This is a genomic window from Streptomyces tailanensis, assembly GCF_008386495.1.
GTDB classification, from domain to species: Bacteria; Actinomycetota; Actinomycetes; order Streptomycetales; family Streptomycetaceae; genus Streptomyces; species Streptomyces tailanensis.
Genome location: NZ_VTHJ01000066.1, coordinates 15,946 through 32,971, shown reverse-complemented (window position 1 = coordinate 32,971; position 17,026 = coordinate 15,946). Strand labels below are relative to the sequence as shown.

The 17,026-nt window shown below is 69.7% G+C and carries 10 protein-coding genes; 5 read left to right on the top strand and 5 right to left on the bottom strand.

Going from position 1 to position 17,026, the window contains the following annotated elements:
* Positions 1-33 precede the first annotated feature (33 nt).
* Entirely contained in the window at positions 34-702 is a 669-nt protein-coding gene (locus tag F3T56_RS37580; RefSeq protein ID WP_149829960.1) for an HAD family hydrolase, read from the top strand.
* 20 nt (positions 703-722) lie between these two features.
* Here the strand turns inward: F3T56_RS37580 and F3T56_RS37575 are convergent, their stop codons facing one another.
* Positions 723-1,289 carry a DJ-1/PfpI family protein gene (locus tag F3T56_RS37575; protein ID WP_149829958.1) on the bottom strand — a complete coding sequence of 189 codons (567 nt, stop codon included), beginning with the start codon at positions 1,287-1,289 and terminating at the stop codon, positions 723-725.
* A gap of 774 nt (positions 1,290-2,063) precedes the next feature.
* On the opposite strand from F3T56_RS37575, the gene F3T56_RS37570 reads away from it, so the two are divergent.
* Positions 2,064-7,034 (top strand): NAD-glutamate dehydrogenase, encoded by a 4,971-nt coding sequence (locus F3T56_RS37570; RefSeq protein WP_149829956.1) that lies wholly within the window; start codon positions 2,064-2,066, stop codon positions 7,032-7,034.
* A gap of 68 nt (positions 7,035-7,102) precedes the next feature.
* On the opposite strand, the gene F3T56_RS49520 is transcribed toward F3T56_RS37570, so the two are convergent.
* Positions 7,103-8,857, bottom strand: coding sequence for a serine/threonine protein kinase (locus tag F3T56_RS49520; protein WP_281291952.1), 1,755 nt, complete (start codon positions 8,855-8,857; stop codon positions 7,103-7,105).
* Between the two features lie 277 nt (positions 8,858-9,134).
* A complete protein-coding gene (locus tag F3T56_RS37560) occupies positions 9,135-10,175 on the bottom strand; it encodes a serine/threonine-protein kinase (protein ID WP_149829954.1) in 1,041 nt (346 codons plus the stop codon).
* Between the two features lie 196 nt (positions 10,176-10,371).
* Here F3T56_RS37560 and F3T56_RS37555 point away from each other — a divergent pair, with 196 nt between their 5' ends.
* Complete coding sequence (locus F3T56_RS37555) at positions 10,372-13,248, top strand: bifunctional glycosyltransferase/CDP-glycerol:glycerophosphate glycerophosphotransferase (RefSeq protein WP_149829953.1); 2,877 nt, start codon at positions 10,372-10,374, stop codon at positions 13,246-13,248.
* Positions 13,249-13,307: 59 nt separating this feature from the next.
* Entirely contained in the window at positions 13,308-14,354 is a 1,047-nt protein-coding gene (locus F3T56_RS37550; RefSeq protein ID WP_149829981.1) for a glycosyltransferase, read from the top strand.
* Between the two features lie 97 nt (positions 14,355-14,451).
* Here the strand turns inward: F3T56_RS37550 and F3T56_RS37545 are convergent, their stop codons facing one another.
* A complete protein-coding gene (locus F3T56_RS37545; RefSeq protein WP_149829951.1) occupies positions 14,452-15,279 on the bottom strand; it encodes an ABC transporter ATP-binding protein in 828 nt (275 codons plus the stop codon).
* Positions 15,272-16,201, bottom strand: coding sequence for an ABC transporter permease (locus F3T56_RS37540; protein ID WP_149829949.1), 930 nt, complete (start codon positions 16,199-16,201; stop codon positions 15,272-15,274). The genes F3T56_RS37545 and F3T56_RS37540 overlap by 8 nt, the downstream gene beginning before the upstream one ends.
* Before the next feature lie 133 nt (positions 16,202-16,334).
* Between F3T56_RS37540 and F3T56_RS37535 the strand changes: the two genes are divergently transcribed.
* Positions 16,335-17,018, top strand: coding sequence for a TetR/AcrR family transcriptional regulator (locus F3T56_RS37535; protein WP_149829947.1), 684 nt, complete (start codon positions 16,335-16,337; stop codon positions 17,016-17,018).
* The last annotated feature ends 8 nt before the right edge of the window (positions 17,019-17,026 follow it).

Here is a 17,026-nt window from a genome sequence, read left to right as displayed (position 1 = left end):
GCGTTGTCAGTGGTGGGGGGTACGTTCTTGGGCATGGGGAAGCACGGAGCTGGGGCGCACATCGTCTGGGACTGGAATGGGACGTTGTTCCATGACAACGAGGCGATCATCGGGGCGACGAACGCGGCGTTCGCGGAGTTGGGGATCGAGCCGCTCACGATGGAGCGGTACCGGGAGCTTTATTGCGTGCCGGTGCCGAAGTTCTACGAGCGGTTGATCGGGCGGCTGCCGACGGACGAGGAGTGGGAGGTCATGGACGGGATCTTCCACCGGTACTACGCGGAGCATCGGGTCGCGTGCGACCTCACCGAAGGGGTGCCGGCGCTGCTCGCGGACTGGCGGTCGGCGGGGCGCAGTCAGTCGATCCTCAGCATGTATGTGCACGAGGAACTGGTTCCGTTGGTGCGGGGATTCGGGATCGAGTCGCACTTCATACGGGTCGACGGGCGGACCGGGCCGTCCGGGGGCAGCAAGAGTGAGCACATGGTGCGGCATCTGCGTCGGCTCGTGGGGGTGGAGCCGGAGCGTACGGTCGTGATCGGGGACGCGGCCGATGACGCGGTCGCCGCGCGGTATGTGGGGGCGCGGGCCGTGCTCTACACCGGGGGGTCGCACAGTCGGGCCAGCTTGGAGGGGGTCGGGGTGCCGGTGGTGGACACGTTGGAGGAGGCGGTCGCAGAGGCCGAGCGGCTGGCGGCCTAGGGGTTTCGGGTGCGTGCCGCTCAGGTCGCCGGTGCCTTCGCTCGCAGTACCGTCAGGAACTCGCGCATCCAGCGGGAGTGATCCGGCCAGGCGCGGGCGGAGACGAGGGCGCCGTCGACCACGGCCTCGGTGTCCTGGAAGATCGCGCCGGCCGCCTGCATATCGGGTTCCAGGGCGGGGTACGCGGTGACGCGGCGCCCGTGGAGGGCGTCCACGGCGGCGGTCAGCAACGGGCCGTGGCAGATCTGGGCGACCGGTTTGTCGGTGTCGAAGAAGGACTTGAGGATCTTGCGGAGTTCGGGGTCGTTGCGGAGGTACTCGGGGGCTCGGCCGCCGGGGATGACGAGGGCGGCGTACTGGCCGGGGTCGACCTCGGAGAAGGCCAGGTCCGCGGGCCAGGTGTAGCCGGGCTTCTCCGTGTAGGTGTCGAAGCCGGGTTCGAAGTCGTGGACGACGAAGCGGAGGGTTTTGCGGCTGGGGGCGGCGATGTGGACGTCGTAGCCCTCTTCGCGTAGGCGTTGGTAGGGGTACAGGACCTCCAGGGACTCCGCCGCGTCGCCGGTGATGATCAGGATCTTGGCTGTCATGGTGGGGCTCTCCTCGGCTGTGCGGTGGACTTCGTCGGGCTGGGTCGGATTTCCTTCGTCAACGTGCCTCCGGGGTGGGGGTTTGCCAAGTGGCTGGGCGGGTTCGGGGCGGGCGCGGGGGTTTGTCGGGGTCCGGCTCGGTTGTCTCGCCCCCGCCGCCCCCTACCCTTCCCATCCTGGGGCTCCGCCCCAGACCCCGCTCCTCAAACGCCGGAGGGGCTGGATAGAACCGGCGCTCCCCGAGCGCTTCACCCCTCCCCCCCCGCTAAGCTCGCCTGCGCGGCGCATAGCTCAAACGTGCGCGGTTGGTACTGTGCGGAGTGTCAAAGTTGGAGCCTTGGTTTTGTACACATACGGCTCATGACGGGGCCCCCGTCCGGAGCGATAGCCTTGGTGGCGTGATCAGCGCGATAGTTCGCGGGGGCTTTGTTGTCCCTGCTTCGCGCCCGGTGAGCACGGAGGACATCCGTGGCCGGGCGGCGGTCGCTGGTCCTTGCGGGTGGGAGGGAGTCGCTGTGGCGGCTCCCGGGGTACCGCATCGGGCTTTCAAAACGCCCCCTGCATCCCCTGCATCCCGTGGACAGGCGGCGGCGCCGAGAGCAGCGTCACACCCCTGTCGCGTATCGAGAATGGCCGATTACCCCCCGCTCATCTCACCCCGCGTCATAGCGTCGAAGCAGACCGGACACCCCGTGTCGTGGTGGCGCGTCGGAGGGGACGAGACCGTACTTCCTTCTACGTCACGCAACGGCGCGCGACAGGAGCCAGAGGACAATGCAGACCAAGCTGGACGAAGCCAAGGCCGAGCTGCTCGAGAGGGCCGCCCGGGTAGCTGAGAACAGCCCGGTCGGGGGGCAGCTACCGACTGGGACGACGAGCGAGAGCAAGTCCGGCGCCCCGGACCACGACACCGTGCTCGCGTTCCTCCAGCGCTACTACCTGCACACCGCCCCGGAGGACCTGGGCGACCGCGACCCGGTCGACGTCTTCGGAGCCGCCTTCTCCCACTACCGGCTGGCCGAGAACCGCCCCCAGGGCACGGCCAATGTGCGGGTCCATACGCCCACGGTGGAGGAGAACGGCTGGACGTGCAGCCACTCCGTCGTCGAGGTCGTCACGGACGACATGCCCTTCCTCGTCGACTCCGTGACCAATGAGCTGTCACGGCAGGGGCGCGGGATCCACGTCGTCGTCCATCCGCAGGTCGTGGTGCGGCGGGATGTGACTGGGAAGCTCGTCGAGCTGGTCACCGAACCGACGGCCGTCGGCGCGGCTGTCGCCTCGGTCGCCGCGGGCGAGACGCTGCCGCACGACGCGCACATCGAGTCCTGGATCCACGTCGAGATCGACCGTGAGACCGACCGGTCCGATCTGAAGCAGATCACCAATGATCTGCTGCGGGTTCTGTCCGACGTCCGTGAGGCCGTCGAGGACTGGGAGAAGATGCGGGACGCGGCGATCCGTATCGCCGAGGGGCTGACCAGTGAGTACACGGCCGACGACCTGCGCGAGCAGGAGGTGGGGGAGGCCCGCGAGCTGCTGCGCTGGCTCGCCGACGACCACTTCACCTTCCTGGGGTACCGGGAGTACGAGCTGCGCGAGGACGACTCGCTGGCGGCCGTCGCCGGGACCGGGCTCGGCATCCTGCGCGCCGATCCGCACCACTCCGGGCGCGACCAGCACCCCGTCAGCTCCTCCTTCGAGCGGCTGCCCGCCGACGCCCGCGCCAAGGCCCGCGAGCACAGGCTGCTCGTCCTGACGAAGGCCAACAGCCGTGCCACCGTGCACCGGCCCTCCTACCTCGACTACGTGGGCGTGAAGAAGTTCGACGCCGACGGGAATGTCGTCGGTGAGCGGCGGTTCCTCGGGCTGTTCTCCTCGGCCGCCTACACCGAGTCCGTACGCCGGGTGCCCGTCATCCGGCGCAAGGTGGACGAGGTGCTGCGGGGCGCAGGGTTCTCGCCCAACAGCCACGACGGGCGCGACTTGCTGCAGATCCTGGAGACCTACCCGCGCGACGAACTGTTCCAGACCCCGCCCGACGAGCTGCGGTCCATCGTCACCTCCGTGCTCTATCTGCAGGAGCGCAGGCGGCTGCGGCTGTACCTCCGCCAGGACGAGTACGGGCGCTACTACTCCGCCCTCGTCTACCTGCCGCGCGACCGCTACACCACCGGCGTACGCCTGAGGATCATCGACATCCTCAAGGAGGAACTCGGCGGCATCAGCGTCGACTTCACCGCCTGGAACACCGAGTCGATCCTCTCCCGGCTGCACTTCGTGGTCCGCGTCCCGCAGGGCACCGAGCTGCCGCAGCTGACCGACGCCGACAAGGAGCGCGTCGAGGCTCGGCTGGTGGAGGCCGCCCGCTCCTGGGCCGACGGCTTCGCCGAGGCGCTCAACGCCGAACTCGGCGAGGAGCACGCCGCCGAGCTGCTGCGCCGCTACAACAACGCCTTCCCCGAGGGCTACAAGGCCGACCACAACCCCCGCGCCGCCGTCGCCGACCTCGTCCGCCTCGAACAGCTCGAACAGGACGAGGACTTCGAGCTCAGCCTGTACGAGCCCGTGGGCGCCGCGCCCGACGAGCGCCGGTTCAAGATCTACCGCAAGGGCGCGTCCGTCTCCCTCTCCGCCGTGCTCCCCGTCCTCAGCAGGCTCGGCGTCGAGGTCATCGACGAGCGGCCGTACGAGCTGCGCTGCGCGGACCGTACGACGGCGTGGATCTACGACTTCGGGCTGCGCATGCCCAAGTCGAAGACCGGCGGGGACTTCCATGGGGACGACGCGCGGGAGCGGGTGCAGGAGGCCTTCGCGGCGACCTGGACCGGGCAGGCCGAGAACGACGGGTTCAACGCGCTCGTGCTGAGCGCCGGGCTCACCTGGCGGCAGGCCATGGTGCTGCGCGCGTACGCCAAGTACCTGCGGCAGGCCGGGTCCACGTTCAGCCAGGACTACATGGAGGACACCCTCCGCAACAACGTCCACACCACCCGGCTGCTCGTGTCGCTGTTCGAGGCGCGGATGTCGCCGGACCGGCAGCGGGCCGGACGGGAGATCGTCGACGCGCTCCTCGAAGAGGTCGACGCGGCCCTCGACCAGGTGGCGAGTCTGGATGAGGACCGGATTCTTCGGTCCTTCCTCACCGTCATCAAGGCGACGCTGCGGACGAACTTCTTCCAGGAGGCGGCCGGCGGCAGGCCGCACGACTACGTCTCCATGAAGTTCGACCCGCAGGCCATGCCCGACCTGCCGGCGCCGCGCCCGGCGTTCGAGATCTGGGTGTACTCGCCGCGCGTCGAGGGCGTGCACCTCAGGTTCGGCAAGGTCGCCCGCGGGGGTCTGCGCTGGTCCGACCGGCGGGAGGACTTCCGGACCGAGATCCTCGGCCTGGTCAAGGCGCAGATGGTGAAGAACACCGTCATCGTGCCCGTCGGCGCCAAGGGCGGCTTCGTCGCCAAGCAGCTGCCGGACCCGTCCGTGGACCGGGACGCCTGGCTCGCCGAGGGCATCCGCAGCTACAAGACGTTCATCTCCGCGCTGCTCGACATCACCGACAACATGGTCGCGGGCGAGGTCACGCCGCCCGCCGACGTCGTACGGCACGACGAGGACGACACCTACCTCGTCGTCGCCGCCGACAAGGGCACCGCGACCTTCTCCGACATCGCCAACGAGGTCGCCCAGAGCTACAACTTCTGGCTCGGGGACGCCTTCGCCTCCGGCGGCAGCGCCGGCTACGACCACAAGGGCATGGGCATCACCGCCCGCGGCGCCTGGGAGTCCGTCAGGCGGCACTTCCGGGAGTTGGGCGTTGACACCCAGACCCAGGACTTCACGGTCGTCGGCATCGGTGACATGTCCGGTGACGTGTTCGGCAACGGCATGCTCCTCAGCGAGCACATCCGCCTCGTCGCCGCCTTCGACCACCGGCACATCTTCATCGACCCCCACCCGGACGCGGCCACCTCCTACGCCGAGCGCCGCCGCGTCTTCGAACTCCCGCGCAGCTCCTGGGAGGACTACAGCACCGAGCTGATCTCGACCGGCGGCGGCGTCTTCCCGCGCACCGCCAAGGCGATCCCGGTCAACAGCCACATCCGGGAGGCCCTCGGCATCGAGGGGAAGATCTCCAAGATGACGCCGGCCGACCTGATGAAGGCGATCCTCAAGGCGCCGGTCGACCTGCTGTGGAACGGCGGCATCGGCACGTACGTCAAGGCCTCGACCGAGTCGCACGCCGACGTCGGCGACAAGGCCAACGACGCCATCCGCGTCGACGGCGCCGACCTGCGCGTCCAGGTCGTCGGCGAGGGCGGCAACCTCGGACTCACCCAGCTGGGCCGGATCGAGTTCGCGCAGAACGGCGGCCGCGTCAACACCGACGCCATCGACAACAGCGCCGGCGTGGACACCTCCGACCACGAGGTGAACATCAAGATCCTCCTCAACGGCCTCGTCGCGGACGGCGACATGACCGTCAAGCAGCGCAACAAGCTGCTCGCCGAGATGACCGACGAGGTCGGCCACCTCGTCCTGCGCAACAACTACGCGCAGAACACGGCCATCGCCAACGCCCTCGCCCAGTCCAAGGACATGCTCCACGCCCAGCAGCGCTTCATGCGCCACCTGGTCAGGGAGGGCCACCTCGACCGCGCGCTCGAATTCCTGCCCACCGAACGGCAGATCCGCGAGCGCCTGAGCACCGGCCACGGCCTCACCGGCCCCGAGACGGCCGTCCTCCTCGCCTACACGAAGATCACCGTCGCCGAGGAGCTGCTGCACACCTCACTGCCCGACGACGCCTATCTGCGGCGCCTGCTGCACGCGTACTTCCCGACGGCGCTGAGCGAGCAGTTCCCCGAGCACATCGACAGCCACCCGCTGAGCCGTGAGATCGTCACGACCCTGCTGGTCAACGACACGGTCAACACGGGCGGTACGAGCTTCCTGCACCGGCTGCGGGAGGAGACCGGGGCCTCGCTGGAGGAGATCGTCCGGGCGCAGACCGCGTCCCGTGCGATCTTCGGGTCGGGCGCGGTGTGGGACGGCGTCGAGGCGCTGGACAACAAGGTCGCCGCCGACGTCCAGACCCGGATCCGGCTGCACTCCCGCCGCCTCGTAGAGCGCGGTACGCGCTGGCTGCTCAACAACCGGCCGCAGCCGCTGCAGCTCACCGAGACCATCGCGTTCTTCTCCGAGGGCGTGAACCAGGTCTGGGGCGAGCTGCCCAAGCTGCTGCGCGGCGCGGACCTGGAGTGGTACCAGAAGATCTACGACGAGCTGACGGCCGCCGGCGTCCCCGACGAGCTGGCGACACGTGTCTCCGGGTTCTCCTCCGCCTTCCCGGCGCTCGACGTGGTCTCGGTCGCCGACCGCATGGACAAGGAGCCCCTGGCCGTCGCCGAGGTCTACTACGACCTCGCCGACCGACTGCGCATCAGCCGGCTCATGGACCGCATCATCGAACTGCCGCGCGCCGACCGCTGGCAGTCCATGGCCCGCGCCGCGATCCGCGAGGACCTGTACGCCGCCCACTCGGCCCTCACCGCCGACGTCCTTGCCGCCGGGAACGGCACGTCCACGCCCGAACAGCGCTTCAAGCTGTGGGAGCAGAAGAACTCCGCGATCCTCGGCCGGGCGAAGATCACCCTGGAGGACATCCAGAGCTCCGACGCGTTCGACCTGGCGAACCTGTCGGTGGCGATGCGGACGATGCGGACGCTGCTGCGCAGCCACTCGTAGGGGTACGGGGTACGGCAACGGGGGCGCCCCAAGGTTTTGGGGCGCCCCCGTTCGCGTGCGTCGCCGGGTTACTCGGTGACCTTCCAGAGTGTCACCTTGCCCTCGACCGTGGGCACTTCCCAGCTGTACTCGCCCGGGGTCAGCGCGGTGATCTCGTACATGGCGAGGTTGCCGGACTTGGTGAACGTGCAGAGCCTGTCGCCCTTGTCGATCTCCGTCTCCGCGCCGAAGTACTCGGAGTCCAGGGTCTCGGGCAGGGCGTCCGTCCCCGTGCCTTCGGCGCACTCCTGGGGGGTGGCGCCCCCGCTTTTGCCCACCGTGTTCTCGAAGTACCAGTGGCTGTTGTCGAGGTACATGTCCCGCACGTTGTCGAGCATTTCGGCCTTGATGTCGACCTCCGGCTTGTCGAGGTCGACATAGACGTAGTCCGAGCCGGTGGGGGTGCGGAGGGTGAAGGACTTGTTCTCGAAGACCGCCGTGTACGTCGCGTTCTCGGGCACGGTGGGGGAGTCGCTCGGGTCTGTCCCCTCACTCTCGCCGCCCAGCCCGCCGGAGCCGGAGCCGGAGCCGGAGCCGGACTCGGTGGGGGTCGGGCTCGGTGTCGAGGACGCTTTGCCGCCGCTCGTGGTGTCGCTGCTGTCGCCGTCGTTCTTCTTGCCCAGCACCCACACCGCGGCCGCCGCGCCCGAGCCGGCCACGAGGACCAGGACGAGGGCGATGAGGGCCGCCTTCAGGCCGCGGCGGCTCTTCTTGGGGGCGGCCGGGGCGGGGGCGGGGGACTGGGGGGTGAGGTTGTAGGTGTGGGGTGCGGGGGGCGGGTAGCCGTAGCCCGGGGCCGCCGGGCCCTGGGGGGCCGGGCCGAAACCGGTGGGCGGGGGTGCCTGAGGTACGCCCTGGGTGGTGCCCGGAGCCGGGTCCTGCGGGGGCATCGTCGGGGGCGGCGCGGTCGGCATTTGGGGTGCCGTGGGCTGGGGCGGGGCTTGGGCGGATTGTTCGCGGCGGGCGATGTCGGCGGTGAGCGGGGCCGGGAGCCAGCCGTTGAAGTCGCTGAGGCCCCGGCCCGCCGACTCCTGGCAGAGCGCGGCCAGTTCCTCCGTGCCGATGCGCCCGGCCGGGTCGGCGGTCAGGCAACGCTCCAGCAGGGGGCGCAACGTGTCGTCGTAGCCGTCCAGTTTCGGCGGGCGCTGGGCCGTGTTGGCGATCTGCGCGGCGATCGTGATGGCGCCGCCGTCGCCGTACGGGTGGCGTCCGGTGGCCGCGACCGCCGCGATCAGGCCGAGCGAGAAGACGTCGGTCGCCGGGGTGACCGTCTCACCGAGGGCGTGCTCCGGCGACATGTACTGCGGGGTGCCGATCAGGCCGCCGGACTGGGTGAGTTGGGTGGCGTCGGCGGCGCGGGCGATGCCGAAGTCGATGACGTACGGGCCCTGGGAGCCCAGCAGGATGTTGCTGGGCTTGAGGTCGCGATGGATGACGCCGGCCGCGTGGATCGACGTCAGGGCGCGGGCCGCGCAGCCGACCAGCTGGAACACGGCGGGCAGGGGGAGCGGGCCGAAGGCGACGAGCGCGTCGTGCAGGGGGATGCCCGCGATGAACGCCGAGGCCAGCCAGGGGAGTTCGCCGGTGGTGTCGTGGTCGACGACCGGGACGATGTGGTAGCCCTGCACCCGGCGGGCCGCCTGGACCTCCTGCTCGAAACGGCGCCGGAAGTCCGGGTCCTGGCCGTACTCACGGCGGATCACCTTCAGCGCGACCGGCTGGCCGCCGCGGGTGTGGGACAGGTAGACCGTGCCCATGCCGCCTTCGCCGATGCGGGCGGTCAACTGGTAGCCGGCGGTTTCTCGCGGATCCTGTGGCCCCAGAGGGCTCAGGATGTCGCCAGTGCTGGTGCTAATGGAAGCCTCCCCCAAGGTGCAAGTCCCGTGATTTTATACGCCGCTTATGACAGTTGGGGGTGGTGTTGTGGTTCCCCGAGGGGGTGCTTGCGGTGCGCTTGTATGTGCGGGTGGGTGGGGGCTTGACGCGGGGAACTGCGCGAGCAACCACGAATCACCCGCAGTCGCCACGGAACCCGGACCGACCGAGCTCTGTCGCGCACGGCTACGGCTCCCGCCGTACCCTCCGCTGCCACTCCTCATCCCGCACCGTGATCGGCGCCGTCGCCGGAACCCTCCGCACCGTCGGAGCCTCCGCCAAGTGGGCCGGGGCTGTCGGGGCCTCCGACAAAGACAGCGTGCGGAAGGCCGTCTCGATGATGGCGACGCTGGTCGCCACGGGACCCGGCAGCCACGCGGTGAAGTCGCGGACGTCCCGGCGGGCCGCCCCCGCGCAGTGTTCGGCGATGGCGGCGGCCGTGGGGCGGGCGGCCGGGTCGGGGGTGAGGCAGCGGCGGATGACGTCGAGGAGGGGGCGGTCGATGCCATCGAGGGTGGGCGGGGTGACATCGGTCGCCGCGATACGCGTGGCGATGGCGAGGGGGTTGCCCCTGCCGTACGGGTGGCGTCCGGTGGCGGCGACCGCCGCGATCAGGCCGAGCGCGAAGACGTCGGATGCCGAGGTGACCCGGCGGCCGAGGGCGTGCTCGGGGGACATGTAGCGCGGGGTGCCGATCAGGCGCCCGGCCGTGGTGAGCGTGGCGGAGCCGGCCGCGCGGGCGATGCCGAAGTCGAGCAGCCAGGGCCCGTCGGCGGCGAGCAGGAGGTTGGCGGGCTTGACGTCGCGATGGATCACCCCGGCGGTGTGTACGGCGTCGAGCGCGTACGCGGCGCAGGCCAGCAGGTGGAGGACGGCGGGCATGGGGAGGGGCCCGTGGGTCTGAAGGACCTGGTCGAGGGGGACGCCGGGGATGTAGCGGGTGGCCAGCCAAGGGCGCTCCGCCTCCGCGTCGTGGTCGACGATCGGCACCAGGTGGTAGCCGGAGACCCGGCGCCCGGCCGCGACCTCGCGGGCGAAGCGCTCACGGAAGGCCGGGCTGTCGGCGTACTCGGCACGGACCAGCTTCAGCGCGACCGGCTGACCGCCCCGGCTGCGGGAGAGGTAGACCGTGCCCATGCCGCCCTCGCCGATGCGGGCGTACAACGGGTACCCGGCGATCTCCCGCGGATCCTCCGCCCGCAGTGCCTCAGGTACGACCCCGCGCATCCACCGGCCCCCTCCACTCACAGTCGTATCCGGAGCGTATCGCGGCGCGTTGGGCCCGTGGATCCCCTCGGGGCCACCGAAGGAACCCGTGCACGGCAAAGGAAGCCAGGAGCGTCCAAGGAACCCGCACGCGCCCACGGACATCTAGCAAAGTAGACCCCAAGCCCCTCACGGCTTATAGAGGGGTGAAGCACGGATGAACAGAACTAATGGGGTGAATGTCGGCGTGGACCAGCGACCCGCCATGTCCGTCGTCGTGATCGTCTACAACGACGAGGCCAGGCTGCCCACCGCCGTACGGTCGGTGCTGGAGCAGACGCTGCGGAGCGTCGAGGTCGTGATCGTCGACGACCACAGCACGGACGGCTCGTACGAGACGGCCCGGCGCCTCGCCGCCGAGCACCCCGACCGCGTACGGGCGTACCGGCTCCCCGAGAACAGCGGCGGCTGCGGCGCGCCCCGCAACCACGGCATCCGCGAGACCCGGGGCGAGTACGTCCTCTTCCTCGACAGCGACGACGTCCTGGAGCGCAACGCCTGCCGGAACATGCTGGAGGCGGCCGAGACCACCGGCGCCGACCTCGTCTCCGGCCTCTGCGTCCGCGTCCACGTGGACACGCGCACGCGCAAGGAGGTCAAGTGGTACCCGTGGCTGTACGCCCGCACCCGTACCCTCGACTCGATCTCCGAACTCCCCGACCTGCTGGTCTACGACACTCTGTCGACCAACAAGTGCTACCGCCGGGACTTCCTCGTCGAGGGCGGCCTGGAATTCCCCGTCGGCATCCACTACGAGGACCTCTTCTTCTCCGCCCAGGCGTACGCGGCCGCCCGCCGGATCACCCTCATCCCGAACCGCGTCTACGACTGGAATGTCACAGAGTCGGCCGCCGCCAAGTCGATCAGCAACCGCCGTGCCGAGATCGCCAACTTCGCGCACCGCATGGAGATCCACCGCAGGGTCGACCGGCTGCTCGCCGACCGGGACATGGGGGCGCTGAAGTTCCACAAGGACGTCAAGTTCCTCAAGCACGACCTGGTGCTGCACCTGCGTGATCTGCCCTTCCGGGATGCCGCCTACCGCCAGGAGTTCGCCGCGCTCGCCCGCGCCTATCTGACGTCGATCGACCCGGCCGCGTACGACGAGGTCGAGCCCATCCACGCGATCTGCGCGTATCTCCTGCGCGAGAGCGACTGGGCCAACCTGCTGCCCGCCGTGGACACGCTCACCAACCGCGACAAGGTCTCCGCCCCGCTCGTCGAGCGCGACGGACGGATCTACTGGTGCGACGCCGGGCACCTGACGGATCCCTTCGCCCGCCGCATCCTCGACGTCACCGAACTCGGCTACCACTCCCGCTCCGTCGAGAAGCTGTTCCTCCGCAACGAGCTCACCGAGTACCGGCAGGAGGACGGCGGCGGCGTCGTCCGCCTCGCCGGCCGCGTCACCAACCCCCTCGGCGTCATCCCGCCCGCCGCCCGGCTCACCGCCGAGCTGGAGTTCTACGCCCGCCGCCCGGGCGTACGCTTTCGGACCTTCCGCGTCCCGGTGCCGGAGGTGCGCCACGGGGGCGCGTACGTGAACTGGCAGGCCACGGCGAACGTGTCGAAGACCCTCCGCCCGCTCGGCATCGTGGATGCCGTGTGGGACGTACGCCTCCACCTCGACGTCGACGGAAAGCGCACCACCAGCCGTCTCACCGCCGCCGAACCGGACCTGGCCACCGGCGAGTTGCCGGTCCGCCCCCGTCTCACCCGCCTGGTCGCCGACCGCGTCGCACCGCAGATCTCCGCCCGCGGCCACCTCGCCTTTCGCCTCGTCCCCGACAAGAAGGCGAACGTCCTCGTCACCCGAGGCCTCCGGGGCACCCCCGGTCGGCTCGCCAAGTCCGGCTACCGCAAGGCGAAGGCGCTGCGCAAGAGGGCCACCTCCGGGGACACCAAAATCCGCCTTTATCACGAGGTTTTCCTGCGGATGCCGGTGCACAAGCGCCTGGTGGTCTTCGAGAGCCACCTCGGCCGGCAGTACAGCGACAGCCCTCGGGCGATCTACGAGGAGATGCGCCGCCAGGGCCTCGACTTCGAAGCGGTGTGGTCGTACTCGGGCAAGCCCGACGGCTTCCCCTCCGACGCCACGCTCGTACGCCGCTGGTCCCTGCCCTACCTACGGGCGCTGGCCCGCGCCGAGTTCTGGATCGACAACCAGAGCTACCCGCTGAAGCTGACCAAGCGCCCCGGCACGGCCTACCTCCAGACCTGGCACGGCTCCGCGCTCAAGCGGATGGGCTTCGACGAGCCCGGCTGGAAACTCAAGTCCCGCGCCGAGCAGGCGGAACAGCAGCGCACCCTGGACCGCTTCGACCACTTCCTGATCCGCTCGGAGCACGACGTCCACACCCTGGCGAAGGCATTCCGGCTGAGCGAGAAGACGCTGCTACGGGTGGGCTACCCGCGCAACGACGAGCTGGTGCAGGCACGAGGGGCGACTGAACGCCCGCCGCTGGCGGCCGAGTTGGGCATCCCGGCGAACAAGAAGATCCTCCTGTACGCCCCCACCTTCCGCCATCACGGCCAACGCCGTTTCTCCCTCCCCTTCGACGTGGAGCGCTTCGCGGAGACGTTCGGCGACGAGTACGTCCTCCTCGTCCGCGCCCACTACCTCAACCACGTCGTGCTCCCGCCGTCGGTCAGAGGCCGGGTCATCGACGTATCGGCACACCACGACGTGACCCCCGTCCTGGCCCTCGCCGACGCCCTGATCACGGACTACTCGTCGGTGATGTTCGACTACGCCCTGCTGGACCGCCCGATGCTCTTCTTCACGTACGACTACGAGGAGTACGTGCACGAGGGCCGAGGCACGTACTTCGACCTCTTGGAACGGGCCCCGGGCCCGGTCGTACGCACGGAGGACGAACTGCACGCCCTGCTGACGGCGTCGACGCTGGAGGAGCAGTCGGTCAAGTACGCGTCCGCCCGCGAGCGCTTCGTCGCGGACTTCGGCGAGTACGACAAGGGCACGGCGGCGCGGCGGATCGTGGACGAGTTCTTCTCCGAGTGGAGGCGCAAGTGACCGGCGGGCAGAGGGACATCCAGCGGGACATCTTCCTGGTCTCCAACAGCGTGGACGAGATGGGCGGTGTGACCAGCTGGTCGCACCATATGGCCCGGCTCTTCACCGAGCGCGGCCACCGCGTCCACGTCATCGGCATCACCACCCCCGAGGACCCGCACGACCTCGGCGAACTCCCGTACCCCACGGCGAGGTTGTACGACGGCCAGCCGCCGGCCCCCGGCCGGGCGCGGGACGCGAGCATGCGCGACCGGGCGACCCGACTGACCCGGCTCTTCGCCGCCGCGCGCCCCGGCGGGGTGGTCATCGTGACCCAGGTGTGGGCGATGGAGTGGGTGAGGCTTGCCGACACGACCGGCCTGACCGTCATCGGCATGAGCCACGAGTCCTACGAGACGTCCAAGGCGAGCTCCCGCTTCCGGCGCGTCCTCAAGCACTACCGTGACGTCGACCGCATGCTCGTCCTCACCCGCGAGGACGCCGACCGCTGGATCACCGAGGGCCTCGACAACACCTCGTTCATCCCGAACGCCGTCCCCTGGCTCCCCGACACCCCCTCCCCCCGCACCGAGAAGTCCGTCATCAGCATCGGCCGCCTCAGCGACGAGAAGGGCGTCGACATGCTCCTCGACACCTGGTCCGAGCTGGCCCCCCGCCACCCCGACTGGACCCTCAAGATCTACGGCTCGGGCGAGGACGAGGAGCTGCTGCGGAAGCAGTGCACAGCCCTGGGCCTCGACGCCTCGGTGAGGTGGATGGGCCGCACGAGCGATGTACCGGGCGCGTTGCGGGGCGGCTCGGTCTTCGCCCTGTCATCGAGGGGCGAGGGCTTCCCCCTCGCCCTCATGGAAGCCATGGCCATGGCAGTCCCCTGCGCGGCCTTCGACTGCGCCCCCGGCGTCCACGAGATCATCGCCGACGGCGAGAACGGCCTCTTGGCCCGCCCGGGCAACACGGGGGAACTGGCGTGCAAGCTGGACCAGTTGATGTCGGACAAGGGCCTACGGGACAGGATGGGCGAGACGGCGAGGGAGAACATCCGACGGTACGGGGCGGAGGAGATCGTAGACAGGTGGGAGGCCTTGTTCACCTTCCTGGAGAGGTGAACCCCTGCTTTTAAGGGGCGCGGGGAACTGCGCGACAAGCCACAACCAACCCGCAGTCGCGACACAACAGTTCCCCCCGAGCTATAAGGCGCGCGCCCTACTTCTTCCCCCCGGTGAACTTCTCGTACTCCTTAAGCACATCCTCCGTAGCCCCATCCATCCGCAACTCCCCCCTCTCCAACCACAACACCCGATCACACGTATCCCGGATCGACTTGTTGTTGTGGCTCACAAGAAACACGGTCCCCGCGTTCTTCCGCAGCTCCCGAATCCGCGCCTCCGACCGCTTCCGGAATGAGGCGTCACCCGTAGCCAACGCCTCGTCGATCAGCAGCACATCGTGATCCTTGGCCGCGGCGATGGAGAACCGCAGCCGCGCCGCCATCCCGGAGGAGTACGTCCGCATGGGCAACGTGATGAAGTCCCCCTTCTCGTTGATCCCGGAGAAGTCGACGATCTCCTGATACCGCTCCCTGACCTGCTCCCGGGACATCCCCATCGCGAGCCCCCCGAGATGGACGTTGCGCTCACCGGTGAGGTCGTTCATCAGCGCGGCGTTGACGCCGAGGAGGGACGGCTGACCGTCCGTGTAGATGCGCCCGTTCTCGACCGGAAGGAGCCCGGCGACGGCCTTGAGCAGTGTGGACTTGCCGGACCCGTTCGTGCCGATGAGGCCGATGGCCTCGCCCCGGTACGCGGTGAAGGAGACGTTCCGCACGGCGTGCACCTTGCGCACACCGGCCGCCTTCTCGGTCTTCTTCCGCCGCAGGATGCGGTTGAGCGCGGCGGTGGCGCTGCCGCGTCCGGCCCCCGTGCCGTTGACGCGGTAGACGATGTCGACACCGTCGACGACGACGGTGGGGACGCGCTCGGTAGCGGTGGTGTCGGTGGCCCGCGAGTGCGGGCCGGTGATGGTGTCAGCCACGGCCGTACGTCTCCTCAGCCTTCCAGAAGTAGATGAACCCGCCGATGCCCGCGAGGAGCGCCCAGCCGAGGGCCGCGGCCCACACGTGCGGCGGAAGCTGGTGCGCCTCGAAGCTGTCGATGAGCGCGAACCGCATGAGGTCGATGTAGAGGACCGCCGGGTTGTACTCCAGCAGAACGTGCGCGAATTGCGGCAGATCACGGTCGGCGAGGATCTTGTCCATGCTGAACATCACGCCCGACGCGTACATCCACGTCCGCAGTACGAACGGCATCAGCTGCGCGATGTCGGGGGTCTTGGCGCCGACGCGCGCCATGACCATCGCGACCCCGGCGTTGAACATGAACTGCAGCGTCAGCGCGGGCAGGATCAGCAGCCAGGACGCGGCGACCGGCACCCCGAACGCGAGCAGGATCACGACCAGCGCGGCCATGGAGAACAGCAGCTGCTGAAGCTGTTGCAGGCAGTACGACAGGGGGAGCGAGGCCCGGGGGAAGTGCAGGGCGCGGACCAGGCCGAGGCTGCCGGATATGGCCCGGGTGCCGGCCATGATCGAGCTCTGCGTGAACGTCCACACGAACACACCGGTGACCAGGAACGGTACGTAGTCCGGCACGCCGTGCTTGGTGCCCATGAGGACGCCGAAGATGAGGTAGTAGACCGCCGCGTTGAGCAGCGGGTTCACGATCTGCCAGACCTGGCCGAGCTTCGCCTGGCTGTACTGCGCGGTCAGCTTCGCCGTGGCGAAGGCGGTGATGAAGTGCCGCCGGGCCCACAACCGCCGTACGTACTCGCGCAGGGTGGGGCGGGCCCCGCTGACGCTGAGGCCGTACCGCGCGGCGAGCTGCGCGGGGGACTCGGCGGGCGTCGCGGCGGGGCCGGTCTTCGTGGTCGGTGGCGGTGTGTGGAGGACCTGACTCACATCCGCTGCTTTCGGTAGTGGGGGGTGGTCCCGTACTCGGCCTCGTTCTTACGTCGGGACGGGACCGTATCGTCGCAACGTGAGCGTAAGCCGATGCGACGTCGGAACGCAACCGTTTCGTCGTTACGCCCCTATGCTGTTGCGCATGACGACTAACGCCGACGCCGGTAAGGGGGCCGAGGCGGGAGCCGGGGCCGGGGCGGGAGCCGAGCGCACTCCGCCGCGCCGCCGCCGGGCGCCCGCCGGGGCGGCCGTGCTGCGCGAGGATGTGACGGAGGCGATCCGCGCGGCGGTCTTCGAGGAACTGGCCGCCGTCGGCTACGCACGGGTGTCCATCGAGGGCATCGCTCGGCGGGCGGGCGTCGGCAAGACGGCGGTGTACCGCCGCTGGCGCTCCAAGCTCCACCTGGTCCTCGACCTGGTCTCGGCGGTGGCGGTGCAGGGCCTCCCGCTGCCGGACACGGGCTCGTTGGAGGGGGATCTGCGGCTGCTGTACGAGGTCACGTCCCGCGCCCTGCGCCACCCCGTCGCCGGCCAGATCATCCCCGACCTCCAGGCCGAGGCCGCCCGCAACCCCGAGATCGCCGAGGCCATGCAGAAGGCGCTGCGGGAGGGGCAGCAGAGTGTGGCCACGGGGATCGTGGCGGCGGCCGTCGCGCGCGGCGAGGTCCGAGAGGGCGTCGACGAGGACCTGGCGCTGGACCTGATCTCCGGCCCGCTGTACTGGCGGTCGGTGGTCGTACGGGCACCGAAGCTGCCGAAGGGCTACCTGGAGAGCCTGACCCGGGCCACGGCGGCGGGGTTGCGGGCGCTGTAGTCCGGGTC

Excerpts from the sequence above, each read along its gene's own strand:
- F3T56_RS37560 (WP_149829954.1), bottom strand. The coding sequence starts at position 10,175 with ATGCGCGGGGTCGTACCTGAGGCACTGCGGGCGGAGGATCCGCGGGAG.
- F3T56_RS37555 (WP_149829953.1), top strand. The coding sequence starts at position 10,372 with ATGAACAGAACTAATGGGGTGAATGTCGGCGTGGACCAGCGACCCGCC.
- F3T56_RS37580 (WP_149829960.1), top strand. The coding sequence starts at position 34 with ATGGGGAAGCACGGAGCTGGGGCGCACATCGTCTGGGACTGGAATGGG.
- F3T56_RS37570 (WP_149829956.1), top strand. The coding sequence starts at position 2,064 with ATGCAGACCAAGCTGGACGAAGCCAAGGCCGAGCTGCTCGAGAGGGCC.
- F3T56_RS37575 (WP_149829958.1), bottom strand. The coding sequence starts at position 1,289 with ATGACAGCCAAGATCCTGATCATCACCGGCGACGCGGCGGAGTCCCTG.
- F3T56_RS37550 (WP_149829981.1), top strand. The coding sequence starts at position 13,308 with ATGGGCGGTGTGACCAGCTGGTCGCACCATATGGCCCGGCTCTTCACC.
- F3T56_RS37535 (WP_149829947.1), top strand. The coding sequence starts at position 16,335 with ATGCTGTTGCGCATGACGACTAACGCCGACGCCGGTAAGGGGGCCGAG.